This window comes from Leptothrix ochracea (genome assembly GCF_041083635.1).
GTDB classification, from domain to species: Bacteria; Pseudomonadota; Gammaproteobacteria; order Burkholderiales; family Burkholderiaceae_C; genus Sphaerotilus; species Sphaerotilus ochraceus.
Genome location: NZ_JBFPHB010000006.1, coordinates 60078 through 78692 on the forward strand (window position 1 = coordinate 60078; position 18615 = coordinate 78692).

At 63.5% G+C, this 18615-nt stretch carries 18 protein-coding genes; 10 read left to right on the forward strand and 8 right to left on the reverse strand.

Annotated elements, in window-relative coordinates; all coding sequences use genetic code 11:
• The first annotated feature begins 34 nt into the window (after window positions 1–34).
• From uraH to AB3X39_RS02860, 5 genes are all read left to right on the forward strand, one after another.
• Window positions 35–394 (forward strand): hydroxyisourate hydrolase, encoded by a 360-nt coding sequence (gene uraH / locus AB3X39_RS02840; RefSeq protein WP_369415843.1) that lies wholly within the window; start codon window positions 35–37, stop codon window positions 392–394.
• A gap of 40 nt (window positions 395–434) precedes the next feature.
• Entirely contained in the window at window positions 435–1652 is a 1218-nt protein-coding gene (locus tag AB3X39_RS02845; RefSeq protein ID WP_369415844.1) for a urate hydroxylase PuuD, read from the forward strand.
• Between the two features lie 65 nt (window positions 1653–1717).
• Window positions 1718–3112, forward strand: coding sequence for a nucleobase:cation symporter-2 family protein (locus AB3X39_RS02850; RefSeq protein ID WP_369415845.1), 1395 nt, complete (start codon window positions 1718–1720; stop codon window positions 3110–3112).
• Between the two features lie 42 nt (window positions 3113–3154).
• On the forward strand, window positions 3155–4174 hold the full coding sequence (locus AB3X39_RS02855; RefSeq protein ID WP_369415846.1) for a porin: 1020 nt from the start codon (window positions 3155–3157) through the stop codon (window positions 4172–4174).
• 12 nt (window positions 4175–4186) lie between these two features.
• Entirely contained in the window at window positions 4187–5068 is an 882-nt protein-coding gene (locus tag AB3X39_RS02860; RefSeq protein ID WP_369415847.1) for an urease accessory protein UreD, read from the forward strand.
• A gap of 26 nt (window positions 5069–5094) precedes the next feature.
• On the opposite strand, the gene urtE is transcribed toward AB3X39_RS02860, so the two are convergent.
• From urtE to AB3X39_RS02890, 6 genes are read right to left on the reverse strand one after another with little or no spacing between them, the layout of a single operon-like run.
• Window positions 5095–5799: an urea ABC transporter ATP-binding subunit UrtE gene (gene urtE / locus AB3X39_RS02865; RefSeq protein ID WP_369415848.1), complete on the reverse strand. Its 705-nt coding sequence runs from the start codon at window positions 5797–5799 to the stop codon at window positions 5095–5097.
• 24 nt (window positions 5800–5823) lie between these two features.
• Complete coding sequence (urtD, locus tag AB3X39_RS02870; RefSeq protein ID WP_369415849.1) at window positions 5824–6627, reverse strand: urea ABC transporter ATP-binding protein UrtD; 804 nt, start codon at window positions 6625–6627, stop codon at window positions 5824–5826.
• Entirely contained in the window at window positions 6624–7700 is a 1077-nt protein-coding gene (gene urtC, locus AB3X39_RS02875; RefSeq protein WP_369415850.1) for an urea ABC transporter permease subunit UrtC, read from the reverse strand. The genes urtD and urtC overlap by 4 nt, the downstream gene beginning before the upstream one ends.
• A gap of 8 nt (window positions 7701–7708) precedes the next feature.
• Window positions 7709–9313: an urea ABC transporter permease subunit UrtB gene (gene urtB / locus AB3X39_RS02880; RefSeq protein ID WP_369415851.1), complete on the reverse strand. Its 1605-nt coding sequence runs from the start codon at window positions 9311–9313 to the stop codon at window positions 7709–7711.
• 11 nt (window positions 9314–9324) lie between these two features.
• Window positions 9325–10602, reverse strand: a complete 1278-nt coding sequence (gene urtA, locus AB3X39_RS02885) for an urea ABC transporter substrate-binding protein (RefSeq protein WP_369415852.1) — start codon at window positions 10600–10602, stop codon at window positions 9325–9327.
• Window positions 10603–10640: 38 nt separating this feature from the next.
• Entirely contained in the window at window positions 10641–10820 is a 180-nt protein-coding gene (locus AB3X39_RS02890; protein WP_369415853.1) for a hypothetical protein, read from the reverse strand.
• Here AB3X39_RS02890 and AB3X39_RS02895 point away from each other — a divergent pair.
• Window positions 10819–11490, forward strand: coding sequence for a DUF1345 domain-containing protein (locus tag AB3X39_RS02895; RefSeq protein ID WP_369415854.1), 672 nt, complete (start codon window positions 10819–10821; stop codon window positions 11488–11490). The two genes, AB3X39_RS02890 and AB3X39_RS02895, sit on opposite strands and share 2 nt — an antisense overlap.
• A 28-nt stretch (window positions 11491–11518) precedes the next feature.
• Here the strand turns inward: AB3X39_RS02895 and AB3X39_RS02900 are convergent, their stop codons facing one another.
• Together AB3X39_RS02900 and AB3X39_RS02905 are read right to left on the reverse strand one after the other, a co-directional pair.
• The gene (locus AB3X39_RS02900; protein WP_473964882.1) at window positions 11519–12496 is read right to left on the reverse strand and encodes a response regulator; all 978 of its coding nucleotides are present in this window, start codon (window positions 12494–12496) and stop codon (window positions 11519–11521) included.
• The gene (locus AB3X39_RS02905; RefSeq protein ID WP_369415856.1) at window positions 12493–15492 is read right to left on the reverse strand and encodes an ATP-binding protein; all 3000 of its coding nucleotides are present in this window, start codon (window positions 15490–15492) and stop codon (window positions 12493–12495) included. Before AB3X39_RS02905 ends, AB3X39_RS02900 begins: the two co-directional genes overlap by 4 nt.
• A gap of 77 nt (window positions 15493–15569) precedes the next feature.
• On the opposite strand from AB3X39_RS02905, the gene AB3X39_RS02910 reads away from it, so the two are divergent.
• The 4 genes from AB3X39_RS02910 to ureC are packed head-to-tail and all read left to right on the forward strand — an operon-like array spanning window position 15570 to window position 18606.
• The gene (locus AB3X39_RS02910) at window positions 15570–15872 is read left to right on the forward strand and encodes an urease subunit gamma (RefSeq protein WP_369415857.1); all 303 of its coding nucleotides are present in this window, start codon (window positions 15570–15572) and stop codon (window positions 15870–15872) included.
• A gap of 44 nt (window positions 15873–15916) precedes the next feature.
• Window positions 15917–16513, forward strand: a complete 597-nt coding sequence (locus AB3X39_RS02915) for a HupE/UreJ family protein (protein WP_369415858.1) — start codon at window positions 15917–15919, stop codon at window positions 16511–16513.
• Window positions 16514–16528: 15 nt separating this feature from the next.
• Window positions 16529–16834 carry an urease subunit beta gene (locus AB3X39_RS02920; RefSeq protein WP_369415859.1) on the forward strand — a complete coding sequence of 102 codons (306 nt, stop codon included), beginning with the start codon at window positions 16529–16531 and terminating at the stop codon, window positions 16832–16834.
• Window positions 16834–18606 carry an urease subunit alpha gene (gene ureC, locus AB3X39_RS02925; RefSeq protein WP_369415860.1) on the forward strand — a complete coding sequence of 591 codons (1773 nt, stop codon included), beginning with the start codon at window positions 16834–16836 and terminating at the stop codon, window positions 18604–18606. The genes AB3X39_RS02920 and ureC overlap by 1 nt, the downstream gene beginning before the upstream one ends.
• Window positions 18607–18615: the final 9 nt, after the last annotated feature.

The following is an 18615-nucleotide window of genomic DNA, read 5'->3' on the forward strand; positions in this document are numbered from 1 at the left end:
CAATATGCTTCCAATGCGTCATCCAAGGAAACCCATGGGCCACCTTAGCACCCACGTGCTCGACACCATGCATGGCTGCCCAGCGGCGGGCATGCAGCTCACTTTGCAGCGCATCCACCCCGATGGCTCGGTCGAGACCTTGCAACACATCACCCTCAACACCGACGGTCGCAACGACGGTGGCGCGCTTCTCAAAGCTGAATCCATGCTCCAAGGGCGCTATCGGCTGCTGTTTTCGGTGGCGGCTTACTTCCGCCAACGCGGTGTGACCCTGCCGGAACCCCCTTTCATCGATGTGGTCCCGATCGACTTTGGCATCCATGACGCCCAAGGGCACTACCACGTGCCGCTGCTTGTCAGTCCGTGGTCCTATGCCACGTACCGGGGCTCTTGAACGTCTTTTCGTGCCCCAAAACTGTATACAGCGCACCATCATGGACACCTATCTTTTGAATCACATCCTCGACTACAGCAACTTGCTGCTGCGTTGGGCGCATGTCATCACCGCCATCGCTTGGATCGGTTCATCGTTCTATTTCGTCTTTCTCGACAACAGCCTCACCCGCCCCACCTCGCCCGATTTGATCCAGCGCGGCGTGGGCGGCGAGCTTTGGGCGGTGCACGGCGGCGGCTTTTACAACCCGCAAAAGTACCTTGTCGCGCCCACGACCCTGCCGGAGCATTTGCACTGGTTTTACTGGGAAAGCTACTCGACGTGGCTCACCGGCTTTGGATTGTTCACGGTGCTTTACCTCTTCAACGCCGGCACCTTTTTGATCGACGCCAACGTGCATGCCTGGTCCCCCGCGCAAGCGATTGGGGCCGCGCTGGGGTTTTTGGCGGCGTTTTGGCTCGTCTACGACGGGATCTGCCGCAGCTTGGGCGGGCGGACATACGGCGATCTGATCGTCGGTGCCACCGTCTTGCTCTGCGTGATCGGCGCGGCGTGGCTGGCCAGCCAGCTCTTTGCCGGCCGGGCGGCCTTTTTGCTGGTCGGCGCCATGATGGCCACCGCCATGAGCGCCAACGTCTTCTTTTGGATCATTCCCGGGCAAAAGAAGGTCATCGCCCAGCTCAAGGCCGGTCAAGGGGTCGATCCCATCCACGGCTTGCGCGCCAAACAGCGCAGCGTGCACAACACCTACTTCACCCTGCCGGTGCTGGTGGCGATGCTCTCCAACCACTACGGCTGGCTCTACATGGGGCCGCACAACTGGGCGGTGCTGGTGCTGTTGATGTTGGCCGGGGCCTTGATTCGGCACAGCTTTGTGGCGCGCCACAAAGCCAGCGTCGAAGGTCGGCGCGCGCCGTGGGAACACGCCCTGATCGGCACGGCTTTGCTGCTCGGCGTGGCCTTCTGGCTGGCCCCAGCGCCGCCCAGCGCTGCTGAGCGCGAAGCCGCTGCTCACCCCTTGCGTTTTGCCCAAGTACAAAGCGTGATTGAGCAGCGCTGCGTGCCCTGTCACAACGCCCAGATTCAGAACAAAGGCGTGGCCCTGCACACCCCTGCGCGCATCCAGCGCCACGCCCAAGCCATCTATCAGCAAGCGGCCATGCTCAAGCTCATGCCGCTGAACAACGCCACCCAAATCAGCGAACAAGAACGCCAACTGATCCAGCGCTGGTTTGAGATGGGTGCGCCGCTGGAATGAAGCTTGCTTTGACTCCGTGACATCGTTCACGCCACGCCCATCGCCCCAACGCCAAGGACACTTTGATGACTGCCGCATCCGTTCAAACCGTCCACCCCGTGGATGAACGACTCCCCACCGGCCGACTGGCCGCGCTGGGTTTGCAACACGTCTTGGTCATGTATGCCGGGGCCATCGCCGTGCCGCTGATCGTCGGACGCGCCTTGAAGCTCAGCCCCGAGCAAGTGGCCACCCTGATCTCGGCCGACCTCTTTTGCTGCGGACTGGTGACGATCATTCAGTCCTTGGGTTTGGGCAGGTTTTTTGGCATCAAGCTGCCAGTGATGATGGGCGTGACCTTCGCCGCCGTGGGCCCGATGGTGGCGATGGCCAACGCCCAAGGCGGGGTGGACGGTGCCCGGGCGATCTTCGGCGCGATCATCGGGGCCGGGCTGATCTCGATCGCGATTGCGCCGCTGATGAGCCGCTTGCTGCGCTTTTTCCCGCCAGTGGTCACCGGCACCATCATCGCGGTCATCGGCATCAGCCTGATGCGGGTCGGCGTGAGTTGGGCCTTGGGTGGACCGGCCCACTTGGCGCAAAGCAATCCCAACTACGGCGCGCTCGACAACCTCGGCATCGCAGCGTTCGTGCTCCTCACCATCGTGCTGCTGATGAAGTACGCCCGGGGCTTTGTGAGCAACATTACCGTGCTTTTGGGCATCGTGGCCGGCTGCGGGGTGGCGGCCCTGCTGGGCAAGATGAACCTTGACAAAGTGGTCAAGGCGTCGTGGTTCGAGGTCGTCACACCCTTCACTTTCGGTCTGCCCACCTTTGACATCGTCATGGTGCTGACCATGGCCTTGGTGATGATCGTGGTCATGATCGAATCGACCGGCATGTTCCTCGCCTTGAGTGATATGACCGGCAAGAAAATCAGCGCCCAAGAACTCGCAGCCGGGCTGCGCACTGATGGTCTGGGCACCGTCTTGGGCGGTCTGTTCAACACCTTCCCCTACACCAGCTTCTCGCAAAACGTCGGTCTGGTCGGTGTCACCGGCATCCGCAGCCGCTGGGTTTGCGTGGCCGGCGGCGTGATCATGCTCATCCTTGGTCTGCTGCCCAAAATGGGCGCGCTGGTGGAGTCGATTCCCCAAAGCGTGCTGGGTGGCGCGGGCCTGGTGATGTTCGGCATGGTGGCCGCCACCGGCATCCGCATCCTCTCCGGCGTGGACTTCAAAACCAACCGCCACAACCTGAGCATCGTCGCCATCTCGATCGGTTTCGGCCTGATCCCGCTGGTGGCACCGCGCTGGATGCAACAGATGGCGCTGCCCCTGCACCCGCTCATGGAGTCCGGCATTTTGCTGGCCTCTTTCTCGGCCGTGCTGCTCAACGTGGTGTTCAACGGTAGCCACCCAGACCCCCGAACCAGCACCCAAGCCAGCATCGAAGCCAGTCGCGCTGCTGAAGCCATCTGATACTGTTTGACACTTTTTTCCACCACCCACCCACGAGGCTCTATGAAAACCACTGCCATCCGTACCCTGATCGCCACGGCCGCTCTCGCCAGCATCGCTGCTTTGCCCACAGTGGCGCAGGCCCAAACCAGCATCAAATTCAACGGGCTGTTTGACTTGGGCGTGTCCTCCATGAAGGCCCCCGGTGCGGCATCGGCCACCTCTGCGGTGGACAGCGGCAACATGAGCACCAGCTGGATCGGTTTCAGCGGCAGCGAAGAACTGGGCAACGGTTTGACGGCCATCCTCGCCGCCGAACAATTCATCCGCAACGACACCGCCCAAGCCGGTCGCTTCACGGGCGATGGCCTCTTCACCCGCAACGCCTACTTGGGCCTGAAGTCCGCCACGCTGGGTACCGCCACCATCGGCCGCAACACCACGCCGTTGTTTGTCTCGACCTTGGTGTTCAACGCTTTTGGGGACTCCTTCGGCGTCTCCCCGGCCATCCGCCACTACTTCCTCGGCCCCGTCACCGGCGATAGCGGCTGGAACGACTCGGTGCAATACAGCAGCCCGAACATCGGCGGCCTGAGCGTCAACCTGATCAACGCCCAAGCCGAAGGCAGCAACGGCATCAACTGGGGCGGCAACGCGATGTACTTCTCGGGCGCACTGGCGCTGAGCTACGCCATGCAAGACGTCAAGAAAGACGTCAGCCCCACCGTTCCGACGGACGACACCCACACGTGGCAAGTCGGTGGCTCTTTTGATCTGAAGTCGGTCAAGTTCTACGGCCAAATCGGTGATGTGAAGAACAACACCACCGGCACCGACAACAAGATCAGCGGCCTCGGCGCCAAGATCGCCTTGGGCACCAACGCCGCCATCTTGGCGCAATGGGGCATCCTCGAAAGCACCCCGCTGAACGGCACCACCACCTCGCGTCGCACCCTGTCGATCGGCTACGACCGCAATCTGGGCAAGCACACCGATGTCTACGCCGCTTGGATGCGTGACACCTTGGATCAGGCCTCGTCGGACGGCGGCGGCGTGGCGCTTGGTATCCGTCACGCGTTCTAAGTCGATGCGTTCATGACGGTGCAGCTACAGCCACAGCCGCACGATGCGGCTTCTTGGCTGGGTCATCTCCAGCTGCGCTATTGGCGTGACAAGGGTGCGGGCCCCCTGCGCACCTTGGCCCATGACCGTCATCAAGGGCCGCTGCGTGTCTTGCAGCGGCTCTACCCCGAAGGCCCCGGCATTTGCCACCATGTGCTGGTCCACCCCCCAGGCGGGGTGGTGGGCGGCGATGTCTTGCAACTGGACCTCGACCTCGAAGCCGACAGTCACGCCCTGATCACCACGCCGGGAGCGACGCGCTTTTATCGCAGCGCGGGCAAGCTGGCCCGCCAAGGGGTGGTCGCCAAGCTCGCAGCAGGCGCACGGCTTGAATGGCTGCCGATGGAAAGCATCGCCTACAGCGGCTGTTTGGCGAGGAACCACCTGCGCTTCGAACTCGCCCCCGAAGCCGCGATGATCGGCTGGGATAGCGTGGCGCTCGGACTCCCCGCCGCTGGGGCGGCCTTTGAAGACGGCTGCTTCGAGCAGCATCTGGAGCTGCCGGGACGCTGGCTGGAACGTGGCCGCATCGACGCCCACGATCACACCCTCTTGGCCTCCCCCTTGGGCTTGGCCGGCCAGCGTGTGCTCGGCATGATCTGGTTCGCCCAAGGCCACGCTTGGGCCAAAGCTCAACGCGAAGGCCTGCTCGACGCCGCCCGTGATCTCCTCCCCACCGAAGTCAACGCCCCCGTTTGGGCCGGTGCCACCAGCCCCCACGAAGGCATCGTCGTCGTCCGCGCCCTGGCCAACCGCGTCGAACCCCTCATGGCCCTGCTCACCCGCATCCGCGCCGCTTGGCGCCAACACGCTTGGGGCCTGAACGCTGAGCCGCCGCGTATTTGGCGAACTTAAGGGGTGAAACGGGGGGGACTGCCCCCTCAAATCGCCATCATCGCCCGCACGCCGTCGGCGGCCATGGTGGGGCCACGGCCTTGGGCGATGATGTCGCCGCGTTCCATGACCAGGTATTGGTCGGCGAGTTCGGCGGCGAAGTCGTAGAACTGCTCGACCAGCACGATGGCCATGCGCTGGCCGTTCAAGCCTTCGTCGGCCAGACGGCGGATGACGCGGCCGATGTCTTTGATGATGCTGGGCTGGATGCCTTCGGTGGGCTCGTCGAGCAGCAGCAATTGGGGGCCGGGAGCCAAGGCGCGGGCGATGGCCAGTTGCTGCTGCTGGCCACCGGACAAGTCACCGCCCCGGCGGTGCAGCATCGTCTTGAGCACCGGAAAGAGCTCGAAGAGTTCGGGTGGGATGACGCTGCTGGCGGGTCGGGAGGCCAAACCCATGCGCAGGTTTTCCTCAACGCTCAGGCGACCAAAAATCTCGCGGCCCTGCGGCACGTAGCCCATGCCCCGGCGCACCCGCTCAAAAGGGGCTTGATGGCTGATGTCAAGCCCGCTCAGCGTGACCGAACCCGAGCGAATTGGCACCACGCCCATCAAGCTTTTGAGCAGCGTGGTCTTGCCCACGCCGTTGCGCCCGAGGATCACCGTGACCTCGCCGGGTTGCGCCACAAAGTTCAGCCCGCGCAGGATGTGCGAGCCGCCGTAATACTGATGAAGACCGGCCACGTTGAGCATCTTGCTTCTCTCTTGCTTGTCGTTTTATCGGCCGAGATAAACCTCAACCACCTTCTCGTTGGCCTGCACATCCGCCAGCAGCCCTTCGGCCAGCACCCGGCCTTCGTGCAGCACGGTGACGGTCTTGCGGCCTTGGGTGAGCTGCTCGACAAAGCTCATGTCGTGCTCGACCACCACCAAGGAGTGCTTGCCTTCCAAGCTTAAAAACAGCTCAGCGGTGCGTTCGGTTTCCTCATCGGTCATGCCCGCCACCGGCTCGTCGAGCAGCAAAAGCTGGGGCTCTTGCATCAAAAGCATGCCGATCTCCAGCCACTGCTTTTGGCCGTGACTGAGCAAACCAGCAGTGCGCTGCCACGCCTCTTTCAAGTGGATCAGCGTCAAGGTGGCTTCGATGCGGTCGCGTTGCTCCCCGCTCAAGCGGTGGAACAAACTGGCCCACACGCTCCGGTCGGTCTTGAGGGCGAGCTCCAAGTTATCGAACACGCTCAGCTCTTCAAAGACCGTGGGTTTTTGGAACTTGCGCCCGATGCCGATGTGGGCGATCTCGTGTTCGCGCAGACGCAGCAAATCGATGGTCGAGCCAAAAGAGGCGGTGCCAGCATCCGGCCGGGTTTTGCCGGTGATGACATCCATCATCGTGGTCTTGCCCGCACCGTTGGGGCCGATGATGCAGCGCAGCTCACCGACGTTGATCGACAAACTCAGCTCGTTCAAGGCCCGAAAGCCGTCGAAGCTCACGGTGATGTCGTCGAGATAAAGCGCCACACCGTGGGTGAAATCGGGCTCGCCGATCTTGGCCAAACGCCCGCCGTACAGCTCCATGCTCATGACTTAGCTTCCTTTTTGTGGCGAAACAAGCGCAACAAGCCGACGATGCCTTGGGGCAAGAACAGCGTCACCGCGATGAACAATCCGCCCAGAAAGTAGAGCCAAAACTCGGGAAAAACCTGCGTGAACCAGCTCTTGGCCCCGTTGACGAAGAAGGCACCGATGATCGGCCCGATGAGCGTGGCGCGCCCGCCAACCGCCGTCCAGACGGCGATCTCGATCGATGCAGCGGCGCTCATTTCACCCGGATTGATGATGCCGACCTGCGGCACATAGAGCGCGCCGGCCACGCTGCACATCACCGCCGAGAGCGTCCAGATGCTCAGCTTGTAGTGCAGCGGGTTGTAGCCGGTGAACATCACGCGGCTTTCAGCGTCGCGCAGGGCTTGCAGCACCCGGCCGTACTTGCTGGCGACGATCCAGCGCGCCAGCCAGAAAAAACCGATCAAGCTCAGGCCCGTGATCACAAACAGCACCATGCGTGTCGAGGGTTGCGCCAAGGGCACGCCCAAGATGCGTTTGAAGTCGGTGAAGCCGTTGTTGCCGCCAAAGCCGGTCTCGTTGCGAAAGAACAGCAGCATCGCCGCGAAGGTCATGGCCTGCGTGATGATCGAGAAGTACACGCCCTTGATGCGCGAGCGAAAAGCGAAGAAGCCAAACACCCACGCCAGCAAGCCCGGCACCAAGAGCACCAAGAGCATTTGCAGCACAAAGCTGTCGCTCCACGACCAAGCCCAAGGCAGCGACTTCCAGTCAAGAAAGACCATGAAGTCGGGCAAATCGCTTTTGTAGTTGCCGTCATGGCCAATCTGGCGCATCAGGTACATGCCCATACCGTAGCCGCCCAAGGCGAAGAACAGCCCATGCCCCAAGCTCAGGATGCCGGTGTAGCCCCAGATCAGGTCCATCGCCAGCGCACAGATGGCCAAACACATGATCTTGGCCGTCAACTGCACGGCGTAGTCGCCCACGTGCAGCGGGCTCGATGCAGGCACGGCCAAGTGAAGCAGCGGCACCCCCGCCAGCACGACCAGCACGACCGTGAGCACACCCACCCCGCTCAAAGACTTCATGTTCAGGCTCATGCGTCAGCACTCCGGCCCTTGAGGGCAAACAGTCCTTGGGGACGCTTTTGGATGAACACCACGATGCACACCAGCACCATGATCTTGGCCAACACCGCGCCGGCCACGCCCTCCAGCAACTTGTTGAGCACCCCCAAACCCAGTGCGGCGTAGACCGTGCCAGCCAACTGCCCCACGCCGCCCGTGACCACCACCATGAAGGCGTCAACGATGTAGCTCTGGCCCAAGTCCGGCCCGACGTTGCCGATCTGACTCAGCGCGCAGCCTGCCAAGCCCGCGATCCCGGCGCCTAAGCTGAAGGCGTAGGTGTCGATGCGGGCGGTGGGGATGCCCACACAAGCAGCCATGCGGCGGTTTTGGGTCACGCCGCGCACAAAAAGGCCCAAGCGGGTCTTGGCGATCATCAGCGCCACGCCGCCCAGCACCAAGAAAGCAAAGACGATGATGGCCAAGCGGTTGTAGGGCAGCGTCAGATTGCTTAGCACCTGCACACCGCCCGAGAGCCAGCTCGGGTTCTCGACCGCCACGTTTTGCGCACCAAACAAGCTGCGCACAGCTTGCATCAGCATCAAACTGATGCCCCAAGTGGCCAGCAACGTTTCCAGCGGACGCCCGTAGAGCCAGCGGATCACACTGCGCTCCAAGGCCGCCCCAACCAGCGCCGCCACCAAAAATGAGGCCGGTATCGCCGCCACGATGTAAGCGTCAAAGTAGCCTGGCAGGTGTTGGCGGAACAGGTTTTGCACCATGTAGGTGGCGTAGGCGCCGATCATCATCAGCTCGCCGTGCGCCATGTTGATCACACCCATCAGGCCGTAAGTGATCGCCAGCCCGAGGGCCACCAGCAGCAGGATCGAGCCCAAGCTCAAGCCCGTAAAGAGCACCCCAAGCCGCTCGCCCCAAGCCAGACGGTTCTCGACCGCCGCCAGCGACATCATCAAGGCGCTGCGAATTTCCAGATCGGTTTCGCCCTCTGGCCCCAAGCGATCTTGCAGCAGGCTCTTGGCTTGACTTTGAGCACTCTGCCCGAGCAGATGCGCGGCTTGGAGGCGCTGATCACGCTCCTCTGAAGCCAGCCAAAGCGTGGCCCGCATCATCTTGAGTTGCGCTTGCAGACCCAAATCGGGCTCCACCGCCAGCGCCTTGTCGATCAGCGGCAACTGCGCCGGCAGCAACGCTTGTTGACTCAAAGTTTGAATGGCCGCTTGGCGGACCTTGGCCTCGGGCGAGACCAAACGCAGCGCGCCCATCACCGCTTCAAGGGCTGCACGCATGCGGTTGTTGTTGACCACCTCTTCGGCGTCCAACGGCAAAGGGGCTGGAGCCTCGCTGCCCGCGATCACGGCCCCGACGGCCACGTCGGCCTGCACCACATAGGCCACGCTGCCCGCGACCCGAACCTGATCGTCGAGCAGCGCTTGCACCAAGCGGCCCAAGGCCGGGTCGGCCTCCGCCACCGCCTGATTCAAAGCCGTGATGCGCGCATCTGGCTCACCCGCCGCGATGGCATAGGCCTGTTGGGGGCTGAGGGCGTGGGCACTGCTGCTCAAGGCAAGCAGGCCCGCGCACAGCCATGAGATCCACCGCAAGGGGCGCAACATGGCTTGGGGTCTCACTTCTTCTCAGGCTCGTCTTTTTTGCCCTTGTTTTCCGCGATGTACGGGCTCCAAGGTTGAGCTTTGATCGGGCCGGGCGTTTTCCAGACCACCGAGAACTGGCCGTCGGCTTTGACTTCGCCGATGAAGACCGGCTTGTGCAGGTGGTGATTCTTGGCGTCCATGGTGCTGGTGAAACCACCCGGAGCCTTGAAGGTTTGACCAGCCATGGCGGCGATCACCTTGTCGGTGTCGGTGCTCTTGGCCTTGGCCACGGCTTGCGCCCACATGTGAATGCCGATGTAGGTCGCTTCCATCGGATCGTTGGTCAGCGGCTTGTCGGCATGACCCGGAATCTTCTTGGCCTTGGCGTAGTCACTCCACTGCTTGATGAAAGCGGCGTTGGTCGGGTTCTTGATCGACATGAAGTAGTTCCACGCCGCCAAGTGGCCCACCAGCGGCTTGGCATCGACGCCGCGCAGTTCTTCCTCACCCACCGAGAACGCCACCACCGGCACGTCGGTCGCCTTCAGGCCTTGGTTGCCCAGTTCTTTGTAGAACGGCACGTTCGAGTCACCGTTGATGGTTGAAACCACCGCCGTCTTTTTGCCTTCAGCAGCGAACTTCTTGATCTTGGCGATGATGCCTTGGTAGTCGGCGTGCCCGAAGGGGGTGTACTCCTCCAAGATGTCCGCATCCTTCACACCCTTGGACTTCAGGAAGGCACGCAAGATCTTGTTGGTGGTGCGCGGGTAGACGTAGTCGGTGCCCAAAAGCACAAAGCGCTTGGCCGAGCCACCGTCCTTGCTCATCAGGTATTCGACCGCCGGAATGGCCTGCTGATTGGGCGCTGCGCCGGTATAGAAGACGTTTTTGCTGAGCTCTTCGCCTTCGTACTGCACGGGGTAGAACAGCAGCGCGTTCTTCTCTTCAAACACCGGCAGCACCGATTTGCGCGACACCGATGTCCAGCAACCAAAGGTCACGGCCACTTTGTCTTGGTCGATCAGCTGCTTGGCTTTTTCCGCAAACAGCGGCCAGTTCGACGCCGGGTCCACCACCACGGGCTCCAACTTCTTGCCCAACAAACCACCCTTGGCGTTGATCTCTTCAATCGCCATCAAGGCGACATCCTTCAAGACCGTTTCCGAAATGGCCATGGTGCCCGAGAGCGAATGCAGCACCCCGACCTTGATGGTGTCGGCGGCCTGCGCCCAGAGCGGCAGCCCAACGGCACTCACGCCGACGGCAACAGCGCTGAGATGCTTGGCAAAGGTGCGACGGGAAGATTTCATGGCGAGGCACAAGGTTGGTGAAGGAATGAAACCCAGTGTCATCGCCACGCCCCAGCAAGGAAATACGACGGATGGCGTAGCAAGCGGGTGGTGCGCAGCGCAGCGCTCAACGCACCAAAGTCGGGCATCAGCGCGTCGAGGTCCCTTGCCCTACCATCGCCAGCCTCACGCTGACCCGCCCCCACCCACCACCCAACCACCACCCCAAGCATCACCATGTTTCGCAGTCCCTCTCGCTTTATGCGCATCCTGCGCACCCGCCCGCGACTGTGGTCCGCCATCTTGGCCGGCGGGCTGGTCTATCTGGCCTTGCCCGAGGCGCTGGTGCATCACGCCGAGGCGCGCGTGCTGATCGGCTGGAACACCTGCACGCTGCTGTATCTCGGCCTGGCCCTGCACATGGTGCTGCGCTCCGATGCGACCCGGATGCAACACCGCGCGCTGCATCAAAACGAGGGCCGGATCTTGGTACTGACCATGGTGGTGGCGGCCGCCGTGGCGGTGCTGCTGGCCGTCGGCTCACAGATCGCGGCGGTCAAAGACATGTCGGGCATGCTCAAGCACCTGCACCTCGGTTTGGCCGGGCTGACGGTGGTGAGCTCATGGCTGTTCACCCAGACCTTGTTTGGCCTGCATTACGCCCACGATTTCTACGTCGCCCGCGCTCGCAAGCAGCCCGACATTTTGGCGTTCCCCGGCACAGCCCAACCAAGCTACGGCGACTTCTTCTACTTCGCCGCCGTCATCGGCACCTCTGGCCAAACCGCCGACGTCGCCTTCACCCACTCCGCCCTGCGCCGCATCGGCGTGCTGCACTGCATCCTGGCCTTCTTCTTCAATACCACCGTCCTCGCCCTGACCATCAACATTGCTGCGGGCTTGTTTTGAGCGCTCACGCTCAGGCTCAGTAAAGCCGTCATCCACCCCCCAACTGCCGCACGCTGGCCAAGGCGACCGCTGCCGCGGCATTGCGCGTTTCCACGCCGAGTTTTTCGTAGACGTGTTCGAGGTGTTTTTTGACGGTGGCGGGGCTGGAGCCGAGGATGTCGCCGATATCGCGGTTGGTTTTGCCCCGGGTGACCCAGGCCAAGACTTCGGCTTCGCGGGGGGTGAGTTTGAAGGCTTGGATCAGGGCGTCGAGGGTGGCGCTGTCGTCGTCTTCGCGCAGGACCAAGAGCCATTGATCCTCGCCCGTGGCTTCGTGCACGGTGAAGCGCAGGCGGCGACAACCGGCGTTCAGGGTCAGGGACGGGGGCGGTGCAGAACCTGGCCAAGGGCCGCCCAAGCTACCCAGGCTAGCCATGGTGAGGCGCTGCAACCACGCGATCAGCGCGGGCGGGGCCAAGCGGCCATCGCTGGCAAAGTGGATTTCAAGCAGCTGGCGCGCCAAGGCAGTTTGCCAAAGGAGCCGACCGTCAGGCACCTGCACCACCAACGTGGCGTGGCCGAAAGCGTCCAAGGCGTTGCGCGCTTGGCGCTGGGCGCGGGCGCTGTGCAAATGGGTGGCGATGCGCGCCAGCACCTCGCGCACCCGGATCGGCTTGTTGACGTAATCCGTACCACCCGCCGCAAAGGCCGCCAGCACATGCTCGGTGTCGGTCAGGCCGGTCATGAAAACAATCGGCATCGTGGCAGTGGCGGGTTCGGCCTTCAGGCGGCGCGCCACCTCAAAACCGTCCATGCCCGGCATCACGGCGTCGAGCAAGATCAGATCGGGCTGCGCCTGCGCAGCGCGGCTCAGGGCGGAGGGGCCGTCGGTGGCCACCAGCACGGTGTAGCCCGATTCGTCGAGCGCGTCGTGCAGCACGGCCAAGTTGTCGGGCACGTCATCGACGATCAAGATCAGATCGGTGCTGCTGCGGTCAAAACCCAGGTCGTGGTTCATGGTGATCATGGCGATGAGGTGGGTGGCAAAGCGGGTGACAACGCTTGTTGAATCGCAGCGTCCAAAGCGTTGAGCTGGCAGGCGCGGGCCAGAAGGCGCAGCTGCGCCAAAAGCGGTCGGTGAGGGTCTTCGGGGCCAAGCTCGGTATCAAGCGTCTCCAAAAGACGCAGCACCCCACGCACATGGCCCAGCGCAGCGGCCGAGCGGACCGCTTGCAGCCCGGAGCACAACGCCACGCTCAAGGCGGGCGGCTGATCCGGGGGCGGAGCGAGTATGGGCGATGGGGTGGGTGATGTGGATGCTGGCAATGCCGCCACGCTGGGCAAAAAGAGCTTGAGCCGGAACACCGTGCCCACCCCCGGCGTGCTCTCGACCGTCAACTCGCCGCCCATCAAATCGGTCAACATGCGGCTGATGGTCAGCCCCAGCCCGGTGCCGCTGCCGGTGCCCTGCCCTTCACTGGGCCCAGCGCCAGCGGCCGCGCCGCGCTCAAAAGGCTCAAAGACCCGCGCCAGCTCGTCACGCGTCATGCCGGGCCCCGTGTCGCGGATCTCAAAGCGCGCCATCTCGCGGGTGTAGCCCACCCAAAGCACGACCTCGCCTTGGCGAGTGAACTTGACGGCGTTGCCCAACACGTTGATCAGGATCTGGCGCAGGCGCTTGTCATCGGCGCGCACAGCCTCAGGCAAGCCGGCGTCCAGCAGGGTTCTAAAGCCAAGGCCTTTGGCGGCGGCTTGCAGCTCAAAGAGCTGACTGATCTCGCGCAGGCTTTGCACAAAGCGCATCGGACGCACGTCCAGACTCAGCTTGCCGCTTTCGATGCGCGCCAAGTCGAGCGTGCCCTCGATCAGCGAGAGCAAATGATCCCCGCCCCGGTGGATCACGCTCAGCGCGTGCCGCCGATGGGCCGGCATGCTGGCGTCTTCCTCCAGCAGTTGGGCATAACCCAAGATGGCGTTGAGCGGCGTGCGCATCTCGTGGCTGATGGTGGTGATGTAGCGGCTCTTGGCCTGATTGGCCGCATCCGCGCGCCGCTTGGCCTCTTGCAAGGCCAGATCGGTTTGGCGATGGCGCGCGATCTCGTCTTGCAAGGCTTGGGTCTGGCGCTGAGCTTCCTCCTGCGCCACCCGCCGACTTTGCTGCGCCAGCACCAGCCACCACACGCCCACCCCGGCCAGCACACTCAGGGCAGCAAAGGCTTTGAGCGCGCCCAAACTCAGCAAGCCGCCCAGCAGCGGCAGCACCCCCAGCATCAACACCAAGTAGTCGCCCAAACCTTTGTCGAGATAGGGCCCCAGCGCACGCGGCAAGAGCCGCTGCAATACCCATCTCAGCAGCCGCACGCTCTGCACCGACCAGCGCGCTTCGGGCGGTTTGCAGCGGTCTTGGCAGCGCGCATCCAAGGTGCAGCACAGCGAACAGATCGAGCCCCCATAAGCCGGGCACAGCGCCATGTCTTCGGCCTCAAACGTGCCGGCACACACCGTGCAGCCACAAGCGTGTGCTGGAAGTTGGGCGGGCAGGCGCGCCAGATAAAAACGCCCTTGGGTCGCCCAAGCGATCAGCGGCGAAACCGACAACGCCGTCAGCAGCGCGATCAGGGCCGACCACGCTTGGGCCAAGGCTCCAAAAGCGCCCAAGTGCGCTGCGATCGACACAACCGAGGCCAAGCCCATGGCGCCCACGCCCACCGGGTTGAGGTCATGCAAATGCGCGCGCCGACATTCGATCCCCTTGGGCGACCAGCCCAGCGGTTTGTTGATGAGCAGATCGGCCACCACCGCCATGAACCAGCTGATGGCGATGTTGGCGTACAGCCCCAGCACACCGCCCAAGGCTTGAAACAGATCCATCTCCATCAGCAGCAGCGCAATGCCAATGTTGAACACCAGCCAAACCACCCGACCGGGATGGCTGTGGGTGAGGCGGGCAAAAAAGTTCGACCACGCCAGCGAGCCGGCGTAGGCGTTGGTGACGTTGATCTTGAGCTGCGACACCAGCACCAACAGCGCCGTGGCCGCCACCGCCAAGTCATCGCGCGCGAACACCTCTTCAAAAGCTCCCAAGTACAGCTGGTTCGGATCGACCGCGCGCTCCAGCGGCACCTCGTGGGTCACGTCGTGGCTCAAGGCCAGCCAAGCCAGCAAGGCTCCACCCAACATCTTCAACACCCCCGGCACCACCCAACCCACCCCGCCGAGCAAGGTGGCCGCCAGCCAGCGGCCTCTCCCCAGGGTGGCGCGCTCGGGCATGAAGCGCAGGTAATCGGCCTGCTCGCCCATTTGGGTGATGAGCGCCATCCCGACCGTGAGTGCCGCACCAAAGGCCTGCGCATCGACATGCGTCAACCCCGCTTGGCCGCCGTAGCGCGCCAACTCGGCCAGCACGCCGGGATGGTGCGCAAAGACAAACACATAGGGCGTGATCAACAGCAGCAGCCACAGCGGCTGGGTCCAGACCTGCAAACGGCTGAGGGTGCGGATGCCGTGCGTCACCAGCGGCAGCACCACCAAGGCGCAGATCAAGTAGCCCCAAGCGGGCGGGATGTCGAAGGCCATGTCCAAGGCGTAAGCCATCACGGCGGCTTCGAGGGCAAAGAAGATGAAGGTGAAACCGGCGTAGATCAGCGAGGTCAGCGTCGAGCCCAAGTAACCAAAACCGGCCCCCCGGGTGAGCAGATCCATGTCCACGCCGCAGCGTGCGGCGTACAAGCTGATGGGCACACCCGCCACCAAAATGATCAGCCCGGTGGTGAGGATGGCAAGGGCGGCATTGACGAAACCGTACTGCACCAAAAGTGTCGCCCCGACCGCTTCCAGCACCAAAAACGACGCCGCGCCCCCGAAGGCCGTGTTCGCTACCCGCCAAGCGCCCCAGCGGCGGGCCGAGCGCGGGGTGAAGCGCAAGGCGTAATCTTCAAGCGTTTCGCTGGCGACCCACGCGTTGTAGTCGCGCCGGATTTTGATGACGTGCTGGGTGGGCTCAAGGGTCGATGGCGGAGGCATGCCCGCTCCTGTTCAAGAATCGCACCAGCTGCGCGCCGACTCAGGCAAGCTGGCATCCATCCTGCAAGGACGCACCCATGGAACTGACCCCGCGTGAAAAAGACAAGCTGCTGATCTTCACCGCCGCCTTGCTGGCCGAGCGCCGCTTGGCCCGGGGGCTGAAGCTCAACTACCCCGAGGCCGTGGCCCTGATCAGCGCGGCCATCATGGAAGGAGCCCGCGACGGCAAAACCGTGGCCACCTTGATGAGCGAAGGCAAAACCATCCTCACACGCCATCAGGTCATGGACGGTATCCCCGAGCTGATCCCCGACATCCAAGTCGAAGCCACCTTCCCCGACGGCACCAAATTGGTGACCGTGCACCAACCGATTGCCTAATCCCGCCTGATCTCGCACGACCCGCACCCAAACGGAGCATCACCATGACCCCCTTTGCGCGTCTCGCCGCCCTCGGCATCGCCACCCTTTTGCCCTCACTGGTCTGGGCCCATGTCGGCACCGATGCCCACGGACATCACAGCCTCAACGCAGGCTTCGCAGCCGGTTTCACCCACCCCTTCACAGGCCTTGATCACTTGGTGGCGATGCTGGCGGTCGGCGTTTGGAGCGCACTGGCCACGCCTCGGGCGGGCTGGCGCTCACGGGTGATGGTGCCGCTCAGTTTCGCCAGCTTGCTGCTGATCGGCGCCCTGCTGGCACCAAGCAGCCTGAGCTTGCCAGCGGTGGAGCCCATGATCGCCACCTCGCTTTTGGTGCTGGGCCTTTTGGTGGCAACGCGCCAAGCTTTGCCGACGGTGGTCGGCATGGTGTTGGTGGGCGGCTTTGCCCTGTTCCACGGCGCGGCGCACGGCAGCGAATTGGCGGGCGGCTCCGCGCTGGCGGGCATGGTGCTGGCCACCGGCTTGCTGCATGGGGCGGGTCTGCTGATCGGTGGGCTGCTGCGCGAGCGTTCAGTCTGGCTGGCTCGGGCGGCGGGCCTCGCTTCGGCGGCCTTCGGTGCAGCGCTGCTGCTGGCTTGACGCGGGAGGCGGACCATGATTCCCGGCGAACTGTTCACCGATGACGGCGAGCTCACCCTCAACCCCGGTCGGCGCACGCTGAGCTTGGTGGTGGAGAACGCCAGCGACCGCCCCATTCAAGTCGGCTCGCATTACCACTTTGCCGAGACCAACGCCGGGCTGCGCTTTGATCGCGCGGCCGCGCACGGCATGCGGCTCAACATTGCCAGCGGGCTGGCGGTGCGTTTCGAGCCCGGCCAACAACGCACGGTTGAGCTGGTGGATTACGCCGGGGATCGACAGGTCTACGGTTTTCGCGGTTTGGTACAAGGAGCCCTCTGATGGCCACGCTGGGCAAACGCGCTTACGCTGAAATGTTCGGCCCCACGGTGGGCGACCGCCTGCGGCTGGCCGACACCAACTTGATCATCGAAGTGGAAGCCGACTACACCTTGCGCGCCGGCGGCTACGGCGAGGAAGTGAAGTTTGGCGGCGGCAAAACCATCCGCGACGGCATGGGTCAGAGCCAGCGCATGAACGGGCCGGGTGCGGGGGATGCGGTGGACTGCGTGATCACCAACGCGCTGATCCTCGACCACTGGGGCATCGTCAAGGCCGACATCGGCTTGCGGGGCTCACGCATCTGCGCCATCGGCAAAGCGGGCAACCCGGACGTGCAACCGGGCGTGGACATCGTCATCGGCCCCGGCACCGAAGTGATCGCTGCCGAAGGCATGATCGTCACCGCAGGTGCCATCGACACCCACATCCACTTCATCTGCCCGCAGCAGATCGAAGAAGCCCTGAGCAGCGGTGTCACCACCATGATCGGCGGCGGCACCGGCCCGGCCACCGGCACCTTTGCCACCACCTGCACGCCCGGCCCCGAGAACCTCGCCCGCATGCTGCAAGCCGCCGACGCTTTTGCGATGAATCTGGGCTTTCTCGGCAAAGGCAACGCCAGCCGCCCGGAAGCCCTGCGCCAGCAGGTTGATGCCGGGGCCATCGGCCTGAAGCTGCATGAAGACTGGGGCACCACGCCCGCCGCCATCGACACCTGCTTGTCGGTGGCCGAAGAAACCGACGTGCAAGTGGCGATCCACAGCGACACGCTCAATGAATCGGGCTTTGTCGAAAACACCGTCGCCGCCTTCAAAGGCCGCACGATCCACAGCTTCCACACCGAAGGCGCGGGCGGCGGCCACGCGCCCGACATCATGAAGGTGGTCGGCGAAGCGAACGTGCTGCCCAGCTCGACCAATCCGACGCGGCCCTACACCGTCAACACGCTCGACGAACACCTCGACATGCTGATGGTCTGCCACCACCTCGACGCGGGCATTGCCGAAGACTTGGCCTTTGCCGAATCGCGCATCCGCCGCGAAACCATCGCCGCCGAAGACATCCTGCACGACTTGGGTGCCATCAGCATGTTCTCCTCCGACAGCCAAGCCATGGGCCGGGTCGGCGAGGTCCAAATCCGCTGCTGGCAAACCGCGCACAAGATGAAGGAGCAACGCGGATGGTTGGCCCCCTCTCCCCTTGGGGGAGAGGGCCGGGGTGAGGGCTCGACAGTCGAACACAACGTTCGCAACGACAACACCCGCGTCAAACGCTACCTCGCCAAACTCACCATCAACCCCGCGTTGGCCCACGGCATCAGCCACGACGTCGGCTCGATCGAGGTCGGCAAATGGGCCGATCTGGTCTTCTGGCGTCCGGCTTTTTTCGGTGTCAAACCGAGCCTGATTCTGAAAGGCGGCTTCATCGCCATGGCCGCCATGGGTGATCCGAACGCCTCGATCCCGACGCCGCAGCCCGTCCACTACCGGCCGATGTTTGGCGCTTACGGCGGCGTGGTGGCCCGCACCTCGCTCACCTTCCTCAGCCAAGCAGCCACCTCAGCCGGCGTGGCTGAACGCTATGGCCTGCGCAAACAAACCTCCGCCGTCAAAGGCTGCCGCAGCGTCCAAAAAACCGACATGATCCACAACGCCTACCTGCCGGTGATGGACATCGACGCCCAAACCTACCAAGTCCGCGCCGACGGTCAACTCCTCACGTGCGAACCCGCGACCTCACTGCCAATGGCGCAGAGGTATTTCTTGTTTTGAAGACGCCAC